At 69.5% G+C, this 21,572-nt stretch carries 18 protein-coding genes; 11 read left to right on the top strand and 7 right to left on the bottom strand.

Annotated features, from left to right (window positions below; translation table 11 throughout):
* The first annotated feature begins 350 nt into the window (after positions 1 to 350).
* Positions 351 to 920, top strand: coding sequence for an HAD domain-containing protein (locus tag AB0C82_RS12305; protein ID WP_362839859.1), 570 nt, complete (start codon positions 351 to 353; stop codon positions 918 to 920).
* A 133-nt stretch (positions 921 to 1,053) separates the two neighbouring features.
* On the opposite strand, the gene AB0C82_RS12300 is transcribed toward AB0C82_RS12305, so the two are convergent.
* The 5 genes from AB0C82_RS12300 to AB0C82_RS12280 form a co-directional block, all read right to left on the bottom strand.
* Entirely contained in the window at positions 1,054 to 2,283 is a 1,230-nt protein-coding gene (locus AB0C82_RS12300) for a PQQ-binding-like beta-propeller repeat protein (protein ID WP_362839564.1), read from the bottom strand.
* Between the two features lie 281 nt (positions 2,284 to 2,564).
* Complete coding sequence (locus tag AB0C82_RS12295; protein WP_362839561.1) at positions 2,565 to 3,266, bottom strand: hypothetical protein; 702 nt, start codon at positions 3,264 to 3,266, stop codon at positions 2,565 to 2,567.
* A gap of 80 nt (positions 3,267 to 3,346) precedes the next feature.
* Positions 3,347 to 4,492, bottom strand: a complete 1,146-nt coding sequence (locus AB0C82_RS12290) for a DUF6596 domain-containing protein (protein WP_362839559.1) — start codon at positions 4,490 to 4,492, stop codon at positions 3,347 to 3,349.
* A gap of 7 nt (positions 4,493 to 4,499) precedes the next feature.
* Positions 4,500 to 4,907, bottom strand: coding sequence for a YciI family protein (locus AB0C82_RS12285; RefSeq protein WP_362839556.1), 408 nt, complete (start codon positions 4,905 to 4,907; stop codon positions 4,500 to 4,502).
* A 155-nt stretch (positions 4,908 to 5,062) separates the two neighbouring features.
* The gene (locus tag AB0C82_RS12280) at positions 5,063 to 5,929 is read right to left on the bottom strand and encodes a helix-turn-helix transcriptional regulator (protein ID WP_362839553.1); all 867 of its coding nucleotides are present in this window, start codon (positions 5,927 to 5,929) and stop codon (positions 5,063 to 5,065) included.
* 371 nt (positions 5,930 to 6,300) lie between these two features.
* Here AB0C82_RS12280 and AB0C82_RS12275 point away from each other — a divergent pair, with 371 nt between their 5' ends.
* From AB0C82_RS12275 to AB0C82_RS12245, 7 genes are all read left to right on the top strand, one after another.
* Entirely contained in the window at positions 6,301 to 7,143 is an 843-nt protein-coding gene (locus tag AB0C82_RS12275; RefSeq protein WP_362839550.1) for an SDR family oxidoreductase, read from the top strand.
* A gap of 52 nt (positions 7,144 to 7,195) precedes the next feature.
* Positions 7,196 to 7,615 carry a cupin domain-containing protein gene (locus AB0C82_RS12270; protein ID WP_362839548.1) on the top strand — a complete coding sequence of 140 codons (420 nt, stop codon included), beginning with the start codon at positions 7,196 to 7,198 and terminating at the stop codon, positions 7,613 to 7,615.
* Positions 7,616 to 7,723: 108 nt separating this feature from the next.
* Positions 7,724 to 8,575, top strand: coding sequence for an aldo/keto reductase (locus AB0C82_RS12265; protein WP_362839545.1), 852 nt, complete (start codon positions 7,724 to 7,726; stop codon positions 8,573 to 8,575).
* A gap of 49 nt (positions 8,576 to 8,624) precedes the next feature.
* On the top strand, positions 8,625 to 8,975 hold the full coding sequence (locus AB0C82_RS12260; RefSeq protein WP_362839857.1) for a DUF2255 family protein: 351 nt from the start codon (positions 8,625 to 8,627) through the stop codon (positions 8,973 to 8,975).
* A gap of 548 nt (positions 8,976 to 9,523) precedes the next feature.
* A complete protein-coding gene (locus AB0C82_RS12255) occupies positions 9,524 to 10,936 on the top strand; it encodes a family 2B encapsulin nanocompartment shell protein (RefSeq protein ID WP_362839543.1) in 1,413 nt (470 codons plus the stop codon).
* A gap of 98 nt (positions 10,937 to 11,034) precedes the next feature.
* The gene (locus AB0C82_RS12250) at positions 11,035 to 12,246 is read left to right on the top strand and encodes a family 2 encapsulin nanocompartment cargo protein terpene cyclase (protein WP_362839540.1); all 1,212 of its coding nucleotides are present in this window, start codon (positions 11,035 to 11,037) and stop codon (positions 12,244 to 12,246) included.
* A gap of 14 nt (positions 12,247 to 12,260) precedes the next feature.
* The gene (locus tag AB0C82_RS12245; protein WP_362839537.1) at positions 12,261 to 13,145 is read left to right on the top strand and encodes a geranyl diphosphate 2-C-methyltransferase; all 885 of its coding nucleotides are present in this window, start codon (positions 12,261 to 12,263) and stop codon (positions 13,143 to 13,145) included.
* 189 nt (positions 13,146 to 13,334) lie between these two features.
* Here AB0C82_RS12245 and AB0C82_RS12240 read toward each other — a convergent pair whose 3' ends face one another.
* A complete protein-coding gene (locus AB0C82_RS12240) occupies positions 13,335 to 14,327 on the bottom strand; it encodes a helix-turn-helix domain-containing protein (protein WP_362839534.1) in 993 nt (330 codons plus the stop codon).
* Between the two features lie 137 nt (positions 14,328 to 14,464).
* Positions 14,465 to 18,199: a S8 family serine peptidase gene (locus AB0C82_RS12235; protein ID WP_362839531.1), complete on the bottom strand. Its 3,735-nt coding sequence runs from the start codon at positions 18,197 to 18,199 to the stop codon at positions 14,465 to 14,467.
* A 306-nt stretch (positions 18,200 to 18,505) separates the two neighbouring features.
* Here AB0C82_RS12235 and AB0C82_RS12230 point away from each other — a divergent pair, with 306 nt between their 5' ends.
* The 3 genes from AB0C82_RS12230 to AB0C82_RS12220 all read left to right on the top strand — a co-directional run bounded on the left by AB0C82_RS12230 (position 18,506) and on the right by AB0C82_RS12220 (position 21,538).
* Positions 18,506 to 18,919: a hypothetical protein gene (locus tag AB0C82_RS12230; protein ID WP_362839528.1), complete on the top strand. Its 414-nt coding sequence runs from the start codon at positions 18,506 to 18,508 to the stop codon at positions 18,917 to 18,919.
* Between the two features lie 18 nt (positions 18,920 to 18,937).
* Positions 18,938 to 20,458, top strand: a complete 1,521-nt coding sequence (locus tag AB0C82_RS12225) for a gluconokinase, GntK/IdnK-type (protein WP_362839526.1) — start codon at positions 18,938 to 18,940, stop codon at positions 20,456 to 20,458.
* Positions 20,459 to 20,710: 252 nt separating this feature from the next.
* Positions 20,711 to 21,538 (top strand): SDR family oxidoreductase, encoded by an 828-nt coding sequence (locus AB0C82_RS12220; protein ID WP_362839523.1) that lies wholly within the window; start codon positions 20,711 to 20,713, stop codon positions 21,536 to 21,538.
* Positions 21,539 to 21,572 lie beyond the last annotated feature (34 nt).

The following is a 21,572-nucleotide window of genomic DNA, read 5'->3' as shown; positions in this document are numbered from 1 at the left end:
AGCTCGTGCGGGCCATGCTGCGCGACGAGGGCGTCTGGTGCCGGCTTGAAGTCGAGGGCATGTTCTCGGTCCACGTGGGGTGGGACCAGTACCTCAACATCGGCAGCAGCCGCCCGTGCGTGGACGCGCTGCGCCGGACCCGCCGGCTCGGACTTGTTCCCCGAACGCCTGAGCGCCTCCCCGTACGCCTTCGAGGCCGACGAGGAAGGCATCCAGCGGCCCGGCGACGACGACTACTGGGCATACGTGCGCCAGGCGGTCCACAACGGAAGCGCCGGGATCCTGGAAGCGATCGGTTTCGCGCCGATGTGGCGGGCGATCCGGAGCCGTGGTACCGCTATCGTGCAGCCGTGACCGCCACTCCCTCACGTCCGCTGCTCTTCCTCGATGTCGACGGACCACTCATTCCCTTCGGCGCGTCACCGCAGGAGTATCCGGACGGCTACCCGACCTACCGGGCCGCTCATGAGGCCGGTCCGCCCACGTCGAATCCGTTGCTGGCCAGGATCGACCCCGAGCACGGACGGCAGCTGATGGCCCTGCCCTGCGATCTGGTCTGGGCCACGACGTGGATGCATGAGGCGAACGACTGCGTCTCTCCGCGGATCGGACTGCCGCGGCTGCCCGTGGTGGTCTGGCCCGAGCCCTCCGATTCGGCGGACGAAGAGGCCGACGAGCGGGAAGGGCTGCACTGGAAGACGCGGGCCCTCGTGGAATGGGCTGCGGGGCGCGCGTTCGCGTGGGTGGACGACGAGATCAGCGAGGCCGATCGGGCCTGGGTGGCCGCCCACCATCACGGGCGGGCCCTGCTGCACCGCGTCGATCCCAGGCATGGGTTGCGCGGTGCCGACTACAGGACTCTCAGCGCCTGGTTGCACCAGGCAGGCGCGCGACAACGGCCGCACCGAAGCGGGGCTTGAGCCGGGTCCGCGCAGGGCGTGGCGGGACCGAAGTGGTAGCAGCCTGCCGGGCACCCTGGTGCCGCCGTACCCGACGCCTGGCGGCGTACGGGACACGGCGGCACGGTGAACACGTCGGTGCGAAGGCGTCGGGTCACACCGCGGGCAACGCGTACAGCCGCTTCCCGTGCATCACGGCGAGCCGCTTGCCCGCCCCTACGACGTACCACTGCTCGATGTCACCGGTCTTGTCGTTGTACGTCCATCGCAGCTTGCCGGTCGCCGCGTCGAAGGCGTGCACTCCGCCTTCCTCGTCGAACTCGGTCGCCCCGTACAGAGTGGCGCCCACCTTGGCGAACTGCCACGCCTGGGCGGCCGACTCCAGCAGGTCCTCGTTGTGCCAGATCTGCTTGCCCGTGGCGGGGTCCACCGCCCACAGGCTGCGCACGCTGTCCGACGCGTAGAGCACTCCGTCCAGTACCTGCGGGTCCTTGAACAGGCTGAACTCCTCCGTCGCGAGGGACCAGCTCTCCTTGCCGGCGGCCAGGCCGAACGCCCGAAGCCGCTGCCCGTCCGCCACGATCACCAGGTCCTCGTGGACCGCGAAACGACGGTAGTTGGACTTGCCGATCTTCTTCGTCCACACCTGACGGCCCGACGTCGTGTCACGGACGGTCAGGTTCTTCCGGTAGTCCGTGTACACCAGACGCGTGCCGACGACCGACGCGGTGATGCCGTACTCCTCGGTCCCCGCGTCGCGCTTCTCCCTCCAGGCCACCTTCCCGGTGGTCGTGTCGATCGCCGCGATGACGTTGGTAGGCGTCGAGAAGTCCTTCTCCAGGACTCCGGCGAGCACGTACACATGGCGGTCGTCGGCCGCGATCGGGCGCGGCTGCTGGTACGACTTGCCGAGGCGGCTGCGCCAGGTCTCCTTGCCGGTGGCCGGATCGAGACCCACGACGTCGCCGTCGTACTCGGCGCTGGAGAGGTACAGCGTTCCGCCGCCGATGATGAGCCGGGCGCCGGGGGTCGTGATCCCCGCCCGCGACCACTTCTCCTCACCGCTGACGACGTCCCGCCCCACCAGGGGATCGCCCGACACCAGGGCTGTGTCCCCGACGACGGCGAGAGCCTGGATACCGGCGAGATTGTCGGTCGTCGTGTCCGCCTGCCACAGGGGCTCGGGCGCGGTACCCGGAGGTGGAGTGGTGAAGGTGTCACCCTCCTTGCCCCCGCCCGGCTTCGCGCCGCCTGACGGCTCCTCGGGTGTGTCCTCGGGCCCGCACCCCACCGCTGCGGCCCCTGTGACGGCAAGCCCCAGCCCCGCCCCCGCCAGCCTGAGTATCCGCCTGCGCGACACCGCTCGACCCTCGCCCGCATCCATGCCCGCTCCCCGCTCTCGTCCGACTGCAACGACATCCCTCGGACGTCTTCAGCGCCGACAGACTAGGCGTCGGATGTCGGCCGGACGGGCGGCGGTACGTGATCGGGACAGTCCTGTGAAGTTCTCGTCATCGCGTCACAGAGCCCGCCACCTGCGCAAACGGTGCCTCAGGCGCTTTCTTGCCGGACGAGGAGGACCGTCCGTGCCGGGGCGCCAGGTCCAGGGCTCGGCACGGGTGGCGCAGGAGCGTTCAGGATTCGACCGCCGCGGCGGCCCGCGCCTCACTCACCGCAGTGCGCCGGCAACAGCGTCGCACCCGCGGCCAGTTCACGCGGACGTCGGCCGATGATCCGCAGGCACGCTTCGAGGCTGCCGTCCACCGGCGGGTATACGAGGGCAACCTCCCCCAGCAGGGCGGTGGAACCGTCGACGTGCAGCTCAGCCGCATGGGGGACACCGCCTTGGAGATACCCCGCCAGGAGCCCGAGGGCTGCCGTGCCGTCGCCGTCCGCGACACACTCCTGGATGTCGAAACGCCAGTGCGCAGCCGCGTCGGCCAGCAGGAATTTACCTGCGCGGCCCTGCCCGGCGAGGAATGCGGCCCGGGCCCGCAGATGGTGGGCGATGGCACAGCAGATACGGACGGACCGGCCGTAGGGGGTCCTCACCCGCTCGTACCCGGCACGAGGCCGGAACGACAGCGCTTCGTCGAGCAACCCCAGCGCTGCCTCACGAGCCACGGGGTGTCCCTGTTGTGCGATGTCCAGGAGAAGCGGGGCCGCCGCCGCAGCCGCCGGAAACACCGCTCCGCCGTGGTCGTGGACGATTCCGCCGCAGCCCAGAAGAGAGCCTGCCTCGGCAGCCTGAACGCGGTTCGTCGCACCGGCCAGGGCACGCAGACCGGTGGCGACGCGGTCCGGCTCGTACCAGTCGGGAGGACCAGGTACGGCACTCCAGTCGACTGCCTCGATCACATCCAGCACACCGCATCCTCACACACCTGGTTCGCACGGGTATGTGGCGCGACCAGCGCGACCAGCCACGGTGCGGTGTGCGTGCGACATCACTGCTTCCGGGCGGAGTTGAGACGGGCGGCCTGGCGCGTCAGGTGATCCCGTTCGGCGAGGTCGGGTGCCTTGCGGGCCGCCTCCGCGTACAGCCGTGCCGCCGTCACCGGATCACCGTCGCGCTCGTGGAGGTACGCCGCCACCGCCGCGTGACGCGGCAGCGAGTCGTCCAGCCCGGCGAGCGCCGCGAGGCCCGCACGTGGTCCGTCGGCCTCACCTACGGCCACCGCACGGTTGAGCAGGACCACCGGGTTGTCGGTCAGGCGGGCGAGCTCGTCGTACCACTCGACGATCTGCACCCAGTCGGTCTCCCCGGCGGTGGGTGCGTCGGCATGGAGTGCCGCGATGGCGGCCTGCGCCTGGAACTCTCCCAGCCGGTCGCGGGCGAGGGCCGCCTGCAGGATCTCGACGCCTTCGGCAATCGACTCGGTGTCCCACCGGCTTCGGTCCTGCGCGGCGAGCGGCACCAGACTCCCGTCGGGTGCCGTCCTGCCGGCACGCCGGGCATGGTGGAGCAGCATCAGGGCGAGCAGTCCCGCCACCTCGGGGTGGTCGATCGCGGCCGCGAGCCGGCGGGTGAGCCGGATGGCTTCGGCGGCGAGGTCGACATCTCCGGAGTAGCCCTCGTTGAAGACCAGGTAGAGGACGCGCAGCACGGTGGCGACATCGCCCGGCTGGTCGAACCGCACGCCGGAGACAGTGCGTTTGGCCCGGCTGATCCGCTGGGCCATGGTCGCCTCGGGCACGAGGTAGGCCTGGGCGATCTGCCGTGTGGTCAGCCCGCCGACCGCGCGCAGGGTGAGTGCGACCGCGGACGACGGCGTCAGTGACGGGTGGGCGCACAGGAAGTAGAGCTGGAGTGTGTCGTCCACCATGGGGGCCGGCCCGGGCGCGGGCTCCTCGTCGACGACGTGCTCACGCCGGCGGCGCGCGCTGTCCGCCCGGGTCGCGTCGAGGAACCGGCGCCAGGCCACGGTGACCAGCCAGCCCTTCGGATCCCTTGGCCGGTCGGCCGGCCAGACGCGGACCGCCTCGACCAGCGCGTCCTGCACGGCGTCCTCGGCCGCCGCGAAGTCGGCACCGCGGCGGACGAGGATGCCGATCACACTCGGTGTGAGGCTGCGGAGCAGGGCGTCGTTCACCTCGGTGTCACTCCGTGATGGTGGGCGGCGCGGCCAGGAACGGGCGGACCTCGAGCCACTCGTGGATCGGTTTTCCGCCCGCCCCGGGAGCGGCCGAGAGCTCCCCGGCCAGTTCGACCGCGCGCTCGTGACTGTCGACGTCGATCACCATCCAGCCGGCGATGAGGTCCTTGGTCTCGGCGAACGGGCCGTCGGTGACCGGCGGGCGGCCCTCCCCGTCGTACCGGACGAACGTGCCCTCGGGGGCGAGCGCCTGGCTGTCGACGAACTCGCCGGTCGCTTCGAGACGGTCCGCGAAATCGTGCATGTACCGCACGTGGGCCGAGATCTCTTCCGGCGTCCACCGGTCCATGGGAACGTCGTTGACCGCGGCCGGGGCGCCCCGGTAGTGCTTGAGCAGCAGGTACTTGGCCATCGTGCTTCTCCTCGGTACTGGTGCGACCCATTCTGGTCGCGCTCACTACGGGGACGGAGCCGGACACGGGTTCTCGACATCGCTGCCCCGCATCTTTTCGAGCTGATGGAGCGAGCGGGCCGGTCGCACGTACCGACCGCGGCCTCCGCCCGCTCTCACGCCGAGGAAGAGACGGAGAGCTGCTGGTCAGCGGCCCACGAGGCGAGGATGCGCAGACGGTCGTGGGTGGAGCTGCCCGCCGCAGCGGTCCAGATGACCAGCTGCTGGCCGGGGTCGGTGCTGGCCGTGAGGGTGTCCCAGTCGAGGGACAGTTCACCCACGACGGGGTGGTTGAGCACCTTGGAGCCGATGGCGAGTGCGGCCACCTGATGAGCGGCCCACCACTCGCGGTAGTGCCCGTCCTGGACCGACAGCTCCCCGACCAGAGCAGTGAGCCGGGGGTCGTCCGGATACTTCGCGGCTTCCATGCGGAACTGCGCGACGGCCGTGCGGGCGACCTTCTCCCAGTCGGCGTACAAGGTGCGCATGACCGGGTCGGTGAAGAGAATGCGGAGGTAATTCCGTTGCTTTTCCGGAATGCGGGAGAAGTCCGTGACCAGGGCGGCCGCCAGCTGATTCCAGGCGATGACGTCCATGCGCCGTCCCAGGACGACAGCGGGCGTGGTGGTCAGGTCGTCCAGCAGTCGCTGCAACTGCGGCTGGACCTTCTGCCGGGCACGCCTTCGCGGGCGCGGCGTCTCCTTGCCCGCGAGCCCGAAGACGTAGTCGCGTTGATCGTCGTCGAGGTGCAGAGCCTGGGCGAGGGCGCTGAGAACGGGCGCGGATGCCGGCAGCCGGCCCTGTTCCAGCCGGGTGTAGTAGTCGGTGGAGATCGCCGCGAGCTGGGCGACCTCCTCCCGGCGCAGTCCCGGCACGCGCCGGGGCCTGGGAGGGTCCGGCAGCCCGACGGTACGAGGGCTGAGCTCGGCCCGGCGGGCTTTGAGGAACTCACCCAGTTCGTTGAGATGCGGGTCGGGACTCATGCCACCAGTCTCGCATCGCGGGGGCCGGGCTGAAGGGGGAGAGTTTCTTCCCAGGATGACTTCCTCCCAGGAAGAAAGCCTCCCCTTTTCATGATCGATGGGCGATGTGACAGTGGTGGATATGCGGCTGCCGGAATGGCAGGACGACTGTCCGTCGGACAGGAATGCCGTGGAGAGGCGCCGGACGGACACCGGCTCTCGACGAGCAGGGCCCTGGGCCCGGTCGGCCGGGGCCTTCCTGACCGCCGATCGGCCCAGGTCTCGTCGGATCCCCGGCACCCCCGCAGTCCGCAGTCCCACCACCGGGTACGCCGCGGACCCACCCCCGGTACGCCGCGGACCCACCCCCGTACACAGGAGCACTCCTTCCCATGAGCAAGGTCATCTTCGTCTCCGGCGTCGGCCGTGGACTGGGCACCGATATCGCCCGCCGCGCGCTCGCGGCCGGCCACCAGGTCGTCGCGACCGGCCGCCGCCCCGAGAGCGTTCTCGAAGCACTCGGCGGCAAGCAGGACAACCTGCTGGTCGCCTCCCTGGACATCACGAGCCCGGATGCCGCGCGGGCGGCCGTCGGTACCGCCGTCACGCGGTTCGGGCGTATCGACGTGCTGATCAACAACGCCGCCACCTTCCAGGCCGGCTATTTCGAGGAGATCTCGGACGCGCAGATGCGGGCCCAGATGGAGACGAACCTCTTCGGCCCGATGAACACCACCCGGGCCGTCCTGCCCGTCATGCGCGCCCAGCGCTCCGGGCACATCGTCACCGTCTCCTCGATCGCCGGTCTGGTGGGGCAGGAGTTCTGTGTCGCCTACGCCACCTCCAAGTTCGGCATCGAAGGCTGGATGGATTCCCTGCGCTTCGACGTCGAGCCCTACGGCATCCGCACCACCGTCGTCGAGCCCGGCTTCTTCCGCACCGAGCTGCTCGTTGACGCCTCCACCAGTTGGGCGGAGCTGTCCATCGACGACTACGCGGAACGCACCCGGACGACGAAGGCGATGTGGCAGTCGATGAACGGCCGACAGGCGGGTGACCCGGCGAAGCTCGCCGACGCGCTGCTGAAGGTCATCGCTTCGGACGAGCCCCCGCTGCGGTTCGTCGCCGGGGACGACGCCATCGCCACCGCCGAGGCGAAGGGAGGGGAAATCACCGCCCAGGCCACCGCCTCGCGCGCCCTGGGCTCGGGTCTCGCCCACTCCGACGCCGCCTGAACCACTCCCCCACCCCGTACCCCCGCATCCCCGCTCGGCCCAAGGAGCACCCGTGGAATTCGTCATGCCGCAGCCCACCGGCAAGGGACCCGCTGACTGGTTCGACGGTGACGTCTGGTTCGACGTCATCCACGCCGGTCAGGAACCCTCCCGACTCCGCGCCAACATGGTGCGCTTCGCGCCGGGTGCCCGCACCGCGTGGCACCACCACGCCGTCGGCCAGACCCTGCACGTCGTCGCCGGTGTGGCCCTGGTCGGTACGCGCGACGGCACCGTGTTCGCGGCACACGCGGGCGAGACGGTCAGCTGCCCGCCCGGCGAGGAGCACTGGCACGGCGCCGAGGAGGACCGGTTCATGCAGCACCTGGCGCTGTGGGAAGGCACCGCGCCCTCCGACGGGCGCCCCGAGACCACCTGGCTGGAACACGTCACCGACGAGCAGTACGCCGGCCCGCGCACCCGTCACCCCTGACCGAGCGGTCCACCTGCCCGGGTCCGGCACACCCGCGGACGCCCGGACGCCGACCGTCCGGCCGCCGAGCACCGAACCACCCCGCCGCCCTCCCCAAGGAGTCCCCTCATGCAGAACGTCAGGCTGAACAACGGCGTCGAGATGCCGATCCTCGGTTTCGGCGTCTACCAGATCCCGCCGGAGGAGACCGAGCGGTGTGTCACCGAGGCCCTGGCGGCCGGCTACCGGCTGCTCGACACCGCCGCCGCGTACCAGAACGAGGAGGCCGTGGGCCGCGCCATCAGGAGCAGCGGCATCCCGCGCGAGGAACTGTTCGTCACCACCAAACTGTGGGTCCAGGACGCGCCCGCGCAGGAGCACACCGAGCGGGCCTTCGAGACGTCCCTGACCAAGCTGGGCCTCGACCACATCGACCTGTATCTGATGCATCAGCCGTTCGGTGACGTGTACGGCCAGTGGCGTGCCATGGAAGGCCTGTATCGCGAGGGCCGTACCAAGGCGATCGGTGTCGCCAACTTCTACCCCGACCGGCTCGTCGACCTCATCCTCAACAACGACGTCACGCCTGCCGTCAACCAGATCGAGACCCATCCCTTCTTCCAGCGGACCGCCGACCAGGAGCTCATGCGCGCGCACGGGGTCCAGATCCAGTCGTGGGGCGGCTTCGCCGAAGGCAGGAACAACCTCTTCACCCACCCGGTTCTGAGCGCGATCGGGGAGAAGCACGGCAAGTCCGTGGCTCAGGTCGTGCTGCGCTGGCTCATCCAGCGAGGTGTCGTCGCCATCCCCAAGTCGGTCCGGGCGGAGCGCATGGCGGAGAACATCGACGTCTTCGCCTTCGAACTCACCACCGACGAGATGGCGTCCATCGCAGCCCTGGACACCGGCGCCTCGTTGTTCTTCGACCACCGCGACCCCGCCATGGTCACCCGGCTCGGCGGCGTCCGGACGACCGGCTGACCACTGCACTTCAAGGAGGTACGTCATGACTGCCTGAAGTGCCACCCAGCTGGACCGCCTCGCCGCGGCCGAGGAGATCGACCTCGAATCGGAGCGCGCGGACGGCACGCTGCGAGCCCCGGTCACGATGTGGATGGTCCGCGCCGGTGACTGTCTCTACGTCCGCTCCGTCAAGGGCCGCGAAGGGCCGTGGTTCGTCGGCACGCAGACCTGCCACCGAGGACGCGTCCGGGCGGGCGGCGTCGTCGAGGACGTGGGGTTCGAGACCCCGGACCCGGGCGTGCGGGCGGCGGTGGATGCCGCCTATCGCGCGAAGTACGGCACGCGCTATCCGAAAATCGTCGACGACGTCCTGACCGAGCGGGCGCGCGAGGCGACCCTCCAGCTCGTTCCCCGCTGAGCTCCTGCGGGAAGCAGCAGATGGTGGATCCGGCCGCATCAGCCGGATCCACAGCAGGTTCGGCCCACCTGCGCTGCGCGCACCCTTCTCCCCGCCGAAAGCCCGGTGCCGAGGTGCACCGAGGCCGACGGTCTCGGGCGCGCTCCCAGTGGCCTCGCATCGTCGGGCACTGCTGCTCGTCGGCACTGCTGTTCCTCGGCACCCCCGGCCTCCGGCACCGCTGTCGAGAGTCCGCCTGCCACACCTGTTCCCAACCGTGGGCGTCGTTCATTCAACGGCTCCCCCGGTGACGGGAATTCGCCGGTCGACAACCCGATTCACCGAGGTCCTCTCGGTCATGTGGCTCGAATGCCGTCGGTCGCCCGGCTAAACCCCGTCTGCGGCAAGATCACTGCTTCGAGTAGCGCCATCGGACTCGTCGGGCGAGTCAGGCGTAACGGCCCTTACTGTTCAGCGAGTTCTGGACGAAAAGCCCGCGCCGTGACGTTCGCATGTCTTCACCGGTCGGGCGCGTGCACACCATCCCCTCGCCAAGGAGAGCTCTCCCGATGACCGTTGAGACCAGCCCGCAATCGCAGCTGGATCCGCCCCCGCCGTCCAGCCTGAGCACAGCAGCCGCCCGCAACCTGGCCACCACGACCAAGTCCGCCCCGCAGATGCAGGAGATCACCTCCCGCTGGCTTCTGCGGATGCTCCCCTGGGTGGAGACCAAGGGCGGCGCCTACCGGGTGAACCGCCGGCTGACGTACACCGTCGGCGACGGGAGCATCGAGTTCGTCCAGGACGGCTCCGATGTCCGGGTGATCCCCCGGGAGCTCGGCGAACTGGCCCTGCTGCGCGGCTTCGAGGACGTGGAGGTGCTGACCGCGATCGCGGAACGGTGCGTCCAGCGCGACTTCCGTTCCGGTGAGGTGCTCGTCGAGCGCGGTACCCCGGCCGGCGAGATCCATCTGATCGCCCACGGCCGTATCAACAAGAACTCCGTGGGCAAGTACGGCGACGAGATCGACGTGGGCGTGCTCGCCGACGGCGATCACTTCGGGGAGACCGCGCTTCTCGATGCCGACGCCAAGTGGGACTACACCGCGACCGCCGAGACCCCCGGCACCCTGCTGACCCTGTCCCGTGCGGACTTCGCCGCCGTGATGAGTTCCGCGTCGAGCCTCCAGGCGCACATCCGCCAGTTCAGCTCGCTCCCCCGGCAAGGCCAGAACCGGCACGGCGAGGCCGAGATCGCGATGTCGGCCGGGCACGTGGGCGAAGTCGACCTGCCCGGTGCCTTCGTCGACTACGAGCTCAAACCGCGCGAGTACGAGCTCTCCGTCGCACAGACCGTTCTGCGCATCCACACCCGGGTCGCCGACCTCTACAACGGGCCGATGAACCAGACCGAGGAGCAGCTCAGGCTCACCATCGAGGCGCTGCGGGAGCGCCAGGAGCACGAGCTGATCAACAACCGGGAGTTCGGCCTGCTCCACAACGCCGACTTCAAGCAGCGGATCCAGACCCACTCGGGCCCGCCCACCCCGGACGACATGGACGAACTGCTCTGCCGCCGCCGGGGTACGAAGCTCTTCCTCGCCCACCCGAGGACGATCGCGGCGATCGGGCGCGAGTTCAACGCCCGTGGGCTCTACCCGGATCACGTCGACGTCGGCGGACAGCAGGTCCCGGCCTGGCGCGGGGTCCCGATCCTTCCCTGCAACAAGATCCCCATCACCAAGGAACAGACCAGCTCGATCCTCGCCATGCGCACCGGCGAGGACAACCAGGGCGTCATCGGCCTGCGTCAGACCGGCTTGCCGGATGAGTACGAGCCGGGCCTGTCGGTGCGGTTCATGGGCCTGAGCGAGCAGGCGATCATCTCGTACCTGGTCACCACCTACTACTCCGCCGCCATCCTCGTTCCCAACGCGCTCGGCGTGATGGAGAACGTGCAGATCGCCCGCAGGCGCGACTAGAGGTCCGTACGACGGCCACCCACCGGTCCGGACTTCCTCCGGCCGGGCGGGCGTGGCCGGATCCGGGAGAGACCATCCACCTCACCAAGGAGCCACGGATGCCCGACCCTGGGCCTTCCCCTCTGCAGTCGGGTCTGCCTGCCGCGGCGGCCGGCTTCGGGGCCGCCCTCCGCCACGCCGACCTCCGAACAGCCGACATTCCCCCAGCAGACATCAGCCCCGCCCTGGGACGGATCCTGGGCGGCCCCAGCGGTCTGGGCACGGCGAGCCTGCACCTCGGCCGGCGCGAGGCCGCGCCGGAACCGCCGCCGTCCCCCGGGGCGCCGACGGAGGGCAACCCGATTCCCGGCCTGTACCACCACCCCGTTCCGGAGCCCGATCCGGTACGGGTGGAGGAGGTCAGCCGCAGGATCAAGTCCTGGGCGGTGGACGAGGTCGAGTTGTATCCCGCGGAGTGGGAGGGCCAGTTCGACGGATTCTCCGTCGGGCGTTACATGGTCGCCTGTCATCCGGACGCTCCGACGATCGACCACCTGATGGTCGCCACGCGGCTGATGGTCGCCGAGAACACCGTCGACGACTGTTACTGCGAGGACCACGGAGGCTCACCCATCGGCCTCGGGGGGCGCCTCCTGCTGGCACACACCGCCCTGGACCCCCTGCATTCGACGGGTGAATACCAGCCCCAGTGGGCGGAGTCCCTCCACGTGGACGCTCCGCGGCGCGCCTACCGCTCCGCGATGGAGTACTTCTCCCAGCAGGCCACCGCCTCCCAGGCCGACCGCTTCCGCCACGACATGGCCCGCCTGCACCTGGGCTACCTCGCGGAAGCCGCCTGGGCGCAGACGGACCACACGCCCGAGGTGTGGGAGTACCTGGTGATGCGGCAGTTCAACAACTTCAGACCGTGCCCCACCATCACCGACACCGTGGGCGGCTACGAACTGCCGGCCGACCTCCACGCCCAGCCCGCCATGCAGCGAGTCCTCGCTCTCGCGGGTAACGCCACGACCATCGTCAACGACCTGTACTCGTACACCAAGGAGCTGGCAGCCCCGGGCCGGCACCTGAATCTGCCCGTGGTGATCGCCGACCGCGAAGGGGTCTCCGACCAGGAGGCCTACCTGAAGGCGGTCGAGGTCCACAACGACCTCATGCGCGACTTCGAAGCCGAAGCCGCCGCCCTGGCTGCCGCCTGCCCCGTCCCCAGCGTGCTGCGCTTCCTCCGGGGCGTGGCCGTGTGGGTCGACGGCAACCACTACTGGCACCAGACCAACACCTATCGGTACAGCCTGCCCGACTTCTGGTAAGGACGGAATCATCTGTGACCAGCACCGAATGCACCACCCTCAACAGCACCTCCGCGTTCATCCCCGCCCCGGCATCCCCCTACCAGGGCGACATCGCGCGCTACTGGAACAACGAAGCGCGGCCGGTGAACCTGCGCCTCGGCGACGTCGACGGGCTCTACCACCACCACTACGGCATCGGCGACGTCGATCACGACGCCCTGGGCGACGCCGCGAGCAGTGAGTACGAGAAGAAGCTGATCGCCGAACTCCACAGGCTGGAGTCGGCCCAGGCCGAAGTCCTCCTGGACCACCTCGGGCCCATCGGACGTGACGACACGCTCCTGGACGCCGGCTGTGGCCGGGGCGGCTCGATGGTGATGGCCCATCAGCGCTTCGGATGCGCGGTCGAGGGCGTCACGCTCTCGACGAAGCAGGCCGACTTCGCCAACCACCGCGCCCAGGAACTCGGCATCGGCGACCACGTCCGGGCCCGCGTGTGCAACATGCTCGACACCCCCCTGGAGACGGGACAGGCCGCGGGCTCGTGGAACAACGAGTCCAGCATGTACGTCGACCTGCACGACCTCTTCGCCGAGCACTCCCGGGTCCTCGAGGTCGGAGGCCGCTACGTGACCATCACCGGCTGCTGGAATCCGCGCTACGGCCAGCCCTCCAAGTGGGTCTCCCAGATCAACGCCCACTTCGAGTGCAACATCCACTCCCGCCGCGAGTATTTGCGCGCCATGTCCGACAACCGTCTCGTACCGCAGGCCGTCATCGACCTGACTCCCGAGACCCTGCCCTACTGGGAGCTGCGCGCCACGTCCTCCTTGGTCACCGGCATCGAGGAGGCGTTCATCAACTCGTACAAGGACGGCTCCTTCCAGTACGTCCTCATCGCCGCCGACCGCGTCTGACCGCGCGCTGCGCCGAAGAGACCGGGCTCCTGCACGGACCGCCTCTTCGGCGCAGCCGCCGGGCGGCTGCGCACGTGACAGGACCTCCGTCAGCCCGGCGGCCTGTGGCGGCGCGACGGAGGAGTGATGCCGAAGTGGGCCCCGGCGCCGTCCCCCCGCGCCGGTGTATACGGTCCCCGTCCACCGCACTCAGAGGGCCTCCGCCCAGCCGTTCCGCACCGCGTAGGCGCCGAGTTGCATCCGGGTCCGTACGCCGGCCAGATCCATGAGGTGACGCAGACGCCGGTGCAGGGTGCGTGGTGACAGACCGAGTTGCGTCGCGGCCGTCAGGTCCGTCACGCCGGCCAGGAGCAGCCCGATGATCCTGCGGTCGAGTTCGCTGGGGCCCTGCGGACCGACCTCGACGCCGGCCTCGGACGCGTCCCCCGTGTCCGACAGCCCGAGCGGGTGGGCAGTACGCCACACCGTCTCGAACAACGCGTCCAGCGCGTCCAGCAGACCACTGCGGTGCAGCAGCACCGCGCCGGGCTCACCCGCCGGTGTGACCGCGAGGGGGACGAGGCCGAGGTCGGCGTCGGCGAGCACGAGCTTCATCGGCAGGTGGTCGGCGACACGCAGTCGCACCCCGTTGCGCAGGGACTCGACCGCGTCGTGGACGATGCCCGGCTCCGCCAGCGCGGCGCGGTCCAGAACCGCCCGGAAGAGCACTCCGCGGTCGAGGGCCAAGGGCTCGGCCGTGTTCTCGTCGGGAGGCAGGGCGACGAACGGCGCGGTGATGAAGGAACGGACCTCCGTACGGGCCGCGTGCTGCACCTGAAGGAAGCGGTGACGGATGGCATCCACGCCCGTGACGACCTCGATCAGATCGTCGATGCTGCTCCCGGTCATCGCCGCCCGGTGCTCCTCGGCGAAGGTCGCCAGCGCGTGCTCCGCCATGCGCAGCCCGTCCCGGCGCCGGCTGATGAGGGAGCCGAGCGCCATGGCGGGTGGGGCGGCGGTGAACAGTTCGTCCGCCGACCTGATCACCAGTCCCCATCCGACCAGGCGGGACAAGGCCTTGTCGACGTCGGCCCGGGATACGGCCAGCAGATCCGACAGCAGCGTCGCGGTGGAACCGGGCCGTCCGAGCAGTGCCCGGTAGACACACTCGTCATCGGGTTCCAGACCCAGAACATCCAGCATCGGCAACCGACTCCGTTCCCCTTGCGGCAGCGGAGAGAGTATGCGCCATGGCGGCAGACCCTGAATAGTCCCTGGTGGGAGCGGGTGTGACGGGGAGGGCCCCGGGGAGTCGCCTCCCCGGGGCCCGACAGTGCGGTTCATCGAAGGCCGTACGCCCGGATGATCTCGTTCTTGACGCTGAAGCCCTTGTCCGTCGCGGCGCTCGCGCGTACCGAGACGTAGCCACCGGGCTTCCTGGCCGTCTTGAACGAACCCGTCCAGTAGCCCTCGGTGCCCTTGGCCAGGGTCACCTTCTGCCAGGTGGAGCCGTCGTCGTAAGAGACGTCCAGCGTCACCTTGTTGACGGTGCCCGGCACGGCGCCGAGGTCCATGGACACCGGCTTGAGCGCGATCCGCTGGGTGGCGTCGGCCTTGACGTCCCCGTGCAGGTCGGTCTCCAGTCTGTAGTCCAGGTTCAGCACCGAGAACCGCTCGAAGTAGTCCGACTCGACGGTGTCGGACATGAAGGTCCACTCCGTGTGGGTGCGCGTCGAGAGCCGGAAGACGTCACCGGGCCGCTCCACGTCGAGGACGGTGCGGTAGGGCAGGTTGCCGGCCGGTACCTCCACCCACTGCATGTCACCGCTGACCGGGTTGTCGTGGATCAGGGTGTCGCCCTGGTAGACCTTCAGGTGGGACGGCGTCTCACCCCAGGGCAGGAAGCCCCCCAGCCGCATGTTGTCGCTCGCGGAGGCCCATGCCTGTACGTTCCAGGTCATGTAGTTCTGCCAGCGGGAGTTGTACACACCGAAGGACTCGCCCTGGCCGGGCCGGGTCGCCGGAGCGAACCAGTCCAGCTGGGTGGTGCTGCCCTTGGCGTACGTGTTGTCGCCCGACACCATCACCCACGGCAGGTTGCCGTCGACGCCCTGCGCGTGGAACTCCCTCCAGACCTGGCCCGGGGTCACCCATTCGGTTCGGGTGCCCGGGTGCCACTCGGCCTCGGGGAAGTTGAACGACGGGCTGAGGGTGAAATCGGACCGGTAGCCTTCCGCCGCCTTGCCGGTCGTGGCCGAGTAGTAGCGGGCGTCGATCCTGGCGAGGTCACGCTTTGTCGGCTTGTAGACCAGGGATCGGTCCGGCACCTGGCCCGGGTACTCCCGGGTCAGGTCGTAGACGAAGGGCGTGTGCTCGGTCTGCTTCACGGTCAGCTTCAGTACCCCGGTCCTGGCCATCGAGACGAGGGACTTGCCCGCGTCGCGGTGCACGGTGGCGACCGGGATGGTCGACTCGCCGACGTACTCCATCAGGGCGCCGACACCGTCATTGACCACGATCAGCGCCTTCGCACCGGCTGCGACCGCGGCCTCGGTGCGCTCCGCCGGCGAGACCTCGTCGCTGCGCGTGATGACGACGACCTTGCCCTTGGCCTTGATCGTCTCGTATCCGGCCGCCGCACCGTTGCCCGCGTAGACGGCGTCCATCTTGTCCGTGGCGGTGTCCAGGGCGCTGCCCGCCTGTACCAGTGTCTCGAAGCGGAGCCGACCGCCCGACGTACTCAGGCTGAGCGCAGGCTCGCCCTTGCGCCAGCGGGTGGTCAGGACGAACTCGCCCTGTGCCATCGGTTTCGTCGGCGCGACGTAGACGTCGTCGTACGTCGGCGGCAGCACGTACGCGCTGCGGTAGTCCATGTACGGGTCGAGGCCCTTGTAGTGGACGTTGAAGTCGACCTTGCGCTGCCGGTTTTCGGTGCGCTGCGGCGCCTCGGTCTGCAGCAGGCGTGCCTTGCTCGCGTCCAGCACCACGTCCGCGGAGCCGTCCTTGAGCACGGTCTCCGGGGCGACCAGCACGGCCAGACCCGAGCGGTCCGCCTTCTCGCCGGCCACGTCGAGGTACCCCGCGACGGTGTACAGACCGGGTGCCATGCGCATGGTGGTCTGGCCGTCGACGTAGACCGACCACGGCCAGAAGTCGCCTGCGAGGTTGACTGTGACCTGACCGGCGGCGGGCTTGCCGTCCCGGCCGACCAGCTTGATGTTCAGGTCGTAGCGCTCCTCCTCCTCGATCAGCGCGAGGGATGTGCGGGTCATGGGCCGGCCGGTGGCCGCGTCGGTGGTTATCACGTAACCGACGTGCCGGCCTGCCGAGGCGGACTGCGGGTCACCGGTCACCGGGACGGTGGCGGTGCCGCCCGCCGGGACGCTCACCGTGGTGGCTCCGAGCGTGAACGGGCCGCCGTCACCGGTCAGGGTCAGGTTCAGCTTGACCTCGGCGGATCCGGTGTTGGTGAGGACCATGTCCTTCTCGACCGCGCCGTCGCTCGGCTCGTGCGGCCACGTGTAGTTGCCGAAGAAGAGCGATCCGGTGCTGCGGACCTTGCTGTTCACGGCGGCGGCCACGTCGAGACGGCCGGTTCCGACCTCGTAAGGCGAGTACCCGCCGTCCAGGCCCTTCGCGGTGCTCATCAGGTGTTCCTTGAGCTGCGCGCCGGTCCAGTCCGGGTGCTGCTGGGCGAGGATCGCCGCCGCGCCTGCCACGTGCGGGGTGGCCATCGAGGTACCGCTGATGGTGCGGTAGAGGCCCTCGCCCCCGTCGGTCATCTCCTGCGAGCGAGCCGCGGTGATGTCCACGCCGGGCGCCGCGATGTCCGGCTTCATGCTGCCGGAGTAGGCCAGCGGGCCGGTGCTGGAGAACGGTGCGAGCTGGTCCTGCTTGTCCGTGGCGGCCACGGTCAGCGCCGAGGCGGCCGCGCCGGGGGCCGAGATGCTCTCCGGACCCGAGTTGCCGGCGGCGATGACGAACAGGGTGCCGTACTGCTCGGACAGTGCGTCCACCGTCTGCGACATCGGGTCGCTGCCGTCCGTCGGGTAGGAGTCGCCGAGGCTCATGTTGACGACGTCCGCACCGGTCTCGGCGGCCCACTGCATGCCTGCCATGACCCAGGAGTCCAGGCCGGAGCCCTCCGCGCCGCCGAGCACCTTGCCGACGAACAGGTCGGCGCCGGGGGCGACGCCCTTGTTGTCGCCGCCGGAGGCGGCGCCCGAACCGACGATCGTGCCGGCTACATGCGTGCCGTGACCGTTGACGTCGGTGACGGCCTCACCCGGTACGAAGCTGGCCGTGCCATCGATCAGACCCGCGAAGTCGGGGTGGTTGACGTCGATGCCGGTGTCGAGCACCGCGACCTTGACGCCCTTGCCGGTGTATCCGGCCTCCCAGGCCTCGGGAGCGCCGATCAGCGGCACGCTCTCCTTGAGTGCGGCCTTCACCCGACCGTCGAGCCACAGCTTTGCCACACCCGCGCCCAGCTTCGCGCTGCCCTGCGGCGCGACGCTGGTCCAGAAGGTGCGGGTCTGCCGCTTCTCGGTGCTGAGCACAGCGCCGTTGATGCCCTTGAGCTTGCGGGTCAGTCTGCTGCCCCGGGGGGCCGTCGGCTCGACGGCGGACCGGGACTTCGGCTGGACGTACGTCGCGATGAGCGGCACCGTGGCCGACTTCGCGTCGTCGTACCCCATCTCGATCAGGTCGGTGACGTTGAACAGCCGCCTGTCCAGCTTGTCCGTGCCCAGGAGCGGCGCGGCCTCGTCAGGGACGACGAACAGGTCGCCCTTGACCTGCTGGATCTTCACGCCGCCGACGGCGCTGTCCGGCCGGTCGACGTCGGCGGTCTGCTTGCCGTCGGCCATGGTGGTGACCGTGACGACGTCGCCGGTGACCAGGGTGACCTTGTGGGTCGCGGAGGGCTTGGCGGGAACGGTGGGTTTGCTCGGAGCGGCTTGTGCGGGTGCGTGCAGAATCGCGAGCCCCGACGCCAGTAGGGGCACCACGGTGGCTGCCGAGATCAGCTGCCAACGCCCGCGCCGGAAGGCGGAAGCCTGAGAGGGGGAGTACATGCCATGGGTCTATCGACCGGTGGACACCGTCGGGAAGACCTCATGGCGGCAAGTCCTCGCCATGGCACATGCTTGCCAGCCGCGAACAGTGCGAATCCTGGCGGAACGGCCCAAAATCCACGGTGGCCCCAGCGGTGACGAGGTGTTCCGTACAGGCACGGTTTGCCGCGCGCGACGAGTCGGCGGCACGGGCCCTCTCGTTCGGCCGAGATGCGCCAAGGGCCGACCGGGGTCAAATTGGAGGTACCCGGCCCACCGGACGGAGACGCCACGGTGGGCCGACCGGACCACAGCTAGGAGCCAGCCATGACGACCCATGCGAGCGCACCCGGTCGGCAGAAGGAAACGCACAGCAGCGGGTGGCTGGTGTTCGCTGGGGTCATCATGACCTTCAGCGGCATCATGACGCTCCTCGGAGGCATTTCCGCCATCGCCAAGGACGACGTGTTCGTGGCCACGCGCAATTACGTCTACGAGCTCAACCTCACCGGCTGGGGCTGGATCCACCTCATCCTCGGCATTCTGATCCTGCTCACGGGTATCGCCCTGTTCACGGGCGCCACATGGGCCAGGATCGTCGGCGTGGGGCTGGCCGGTCTCAGCATGATCGCCAACTTCATGTGGCTTCCCTACACGCCGTGGTGGGCGCTGTTGCTCATCGCGATCGACGCCCTCATCATCTGGGGCCTGTGCGTGGCGCCCGGGCCTCTGAAGGACTGACGGCCGGGAGCGACGCCCGTGTCACACGCAGCAGCGACAGGGGAGCAGCCTCGACTGGTGCTCCTCGTCGGCGTCGCCGGGTCGGGAAAGTCGACCATCGGGCGCCTGCTCGCCGACCGGCTGGGCTGGGTGTACAGGGACGCGGACGAGTTCCACTCCGCGGCCAACCGCGCCAAGATGGCCGCCGGTCACGCTCTCACGGACAAGGACCGGGAACCCTGGCTCGAAGCCATCGGTTCCTGGATGGACCGTGAGACCGTGGCCGGTCGCCGTGCCGTCGTGACCTGCTCCGCGCTCAAGCGGGCGTACAGGGACACCCTTCTGGCGACGCGCCCCGGAGTCCGGCTGGTCTATCTGCACGGAACGCGGGAGCTGATCCGCTCGCGGCTGGCCGCCCGGCACGGTCACTTTTTCCCGACGGACCTGCTGGACACCCAGCTCGCTGACCTGCGGGAGCCGGAGGCCGATGAGCACCCGCTGGTGGTGGAGATCGATCAGCCTCCGGAGGCCGTCGTCACGGCGGTGCTGTCCCTCATGCGCGTGGAAGCCCCTTCCGTACCGATGCCGGCCGGAACCCTCACGGAGAGTGCCGAGTTGAGTGAGGAGTTTTCTGTGCCCCCCAGCCACACCGGCGCGCAGTGGCGGTTGACCCACGGCGAACAGAGCGCCGTGGTGGTGCAGTTGGGGGGCGCCCTGCGCGACTACACGGTGAACGGCCGGCCTGTCCTCGACGGATTCGCGGCCGGTTCCGCCATCACGGGCGGGCGGGGACAGTTGCTCGCGCCGTGGCCTAACCGCGTGGGCGGCGGACGTTACCGGTTCGGCGCATCGGATCTGCAACTCCCGCTCACGGAACCGGAGAAGAACAACGCGATCCACGGCCTGCTCCGCTGGACCCTGTGGAATCTGCTCGCCCACACCGACGACGCCGTGCGAATCGGCACGACGCTCTGCCCCCAGCCCGGCTACCCCTTCCTCCTGGATGTCTGCGTGGAGTACCGGCTGGGGCCCGAAGGGCTGGAGGCCGCCGTCACAGCCACCAACTCGGGTACGGCTCCGGCACCTTACGGAGTGGGTCAGCACCCCTATCTGACCGTCGGCACCGACGTTGTGGACACCGCGCTGCTCACCGTTCCGGCTCGCCGCTTCCTTCGTACCGACGACCAGGGTCTGCCGCTCGACCAGGAGCCCGTGGCCGGCACCCCGTACGACTTCCGCACCGCCCGCCCCATCGGCGATCTGCGTCTGGACACCGCCTTCACCGGACTCGACCGCGCGCCCGACGGCCGGGCCGTCGTACGACTGGCACATCCCTCCGGGCTGCGGGGTGTCGATCTGTGGCTCGGCGAAGGCACCAGGTACGTGCAGGTGTACACGGGCGACACGCTGGCCGAACCGGGACGCCGGCGCCGCGGTGTCGCCGTGGAGGCCATGTCCTGTCCGCCGGACGCCTTCCGCAGCGGCACGGATCTCACCGTCCTGGAAGCGGGTGCCACACACGTGCTCCGCTGGGGCCTCAGCCCATGGGGAGCTCCGTGACCCCGCTCGACGGCGCGGGCGGCCATCTGGCGCTCCGGCACCGGCCCCGCTGCCCTGGAGATCGCCGTCCGGTGGACCGAAGCGGTGGGCCGCTGGTCCGATCGGACGAAATTTTCGGCCGAAAGGCCCACACGTGGTGCGCCGGACACCGTGCCCGCCATGGCCGGTGATTCCTTGACCACCGTGCACCGCCCGGCCGCATCCGGGCGGACCGAGCGCGCAGCGAGGAGGCAGCTCATCATGGATTCCGCCATGTCAGCACCGCAGGGTGTGATCCCGGCAGATCTGCTGAAAGGCCAGAAGGCGCTGGTCACCGGAGCCAACTCGGGCATCGGGAAGGCCACGGCCATCGGCCTGGGACGGGCCGGCGCGGACGTGGTCGTGAACTACGTGGCCGGCCGCGAGGCCGCCGAGGAAGTGGTTCAGGAGATCACCTCGTTCGGGGTGCGCGCGGCGGCCTACGAAGCGGACGTGTCCCAGGAGGACCAGGTCACGGCCATGATGGACCGGATGGTCCAGGAGTTCGGGACCATCGACATCCTGGTCGCCAACGCCGGGCTGCAGCGGGACGCCCGGTTCACCGAGATGACCCTCGCCCAGTGGCAGAAGGTCCTCGACGTCAACCTCACCGGGCAGTTCCTCTGCGCCAGGGAAGCGACCAAGGAGTTCCGGCGCCGCGGAGTCGTCTCCGAGGTGTCGCGCGCGGCCGGGAAGATCATCTGTATGAGTTCGGTCCACCAGCTCATCCCCTGGGCGGGCCACGTCAACTACGCCTCATCCAAGGGTGGTGTGCAGATGATGATGCAGACCCTGGCCCAGGAGCTCGCTCCCGAGAAGATCCGGGTGAACGCGGTCGCCCCGGGGGCGATCAGGACGCCGATCAACCGCGACGCCTGGGAGACGCCCGAGGCACGGGAGGATCTGCTGAAGCTGATTCCGTACCACCGGATCGGCGACCCCGAGGACATCGCGCACGCTGTGGTCGCACTCGCCTCGGACCTCATGGACTACGTGGTGGGGACCACCCTGTACGTGGACGGCGGAATGACCCTCTTCCCTGGTTTCGCGACCGGCGGCTGACCCCTCTCCCCCGACTGTCATGAAGAGCAAAGGC

The organism is Streptomyces sp. NPDC048560, assembly GCF_040650955.1.
Taxonomy (GTDB): Bacteria; Actinomycetota; Actinomycetes; order Streptomycetales; family Streptomycetaceae; genus Streptomyces.
Note: the sequence above shows the minus strand (reverse complement) of the source record. Positions and strands in the feature narration are given on the sequence as shown.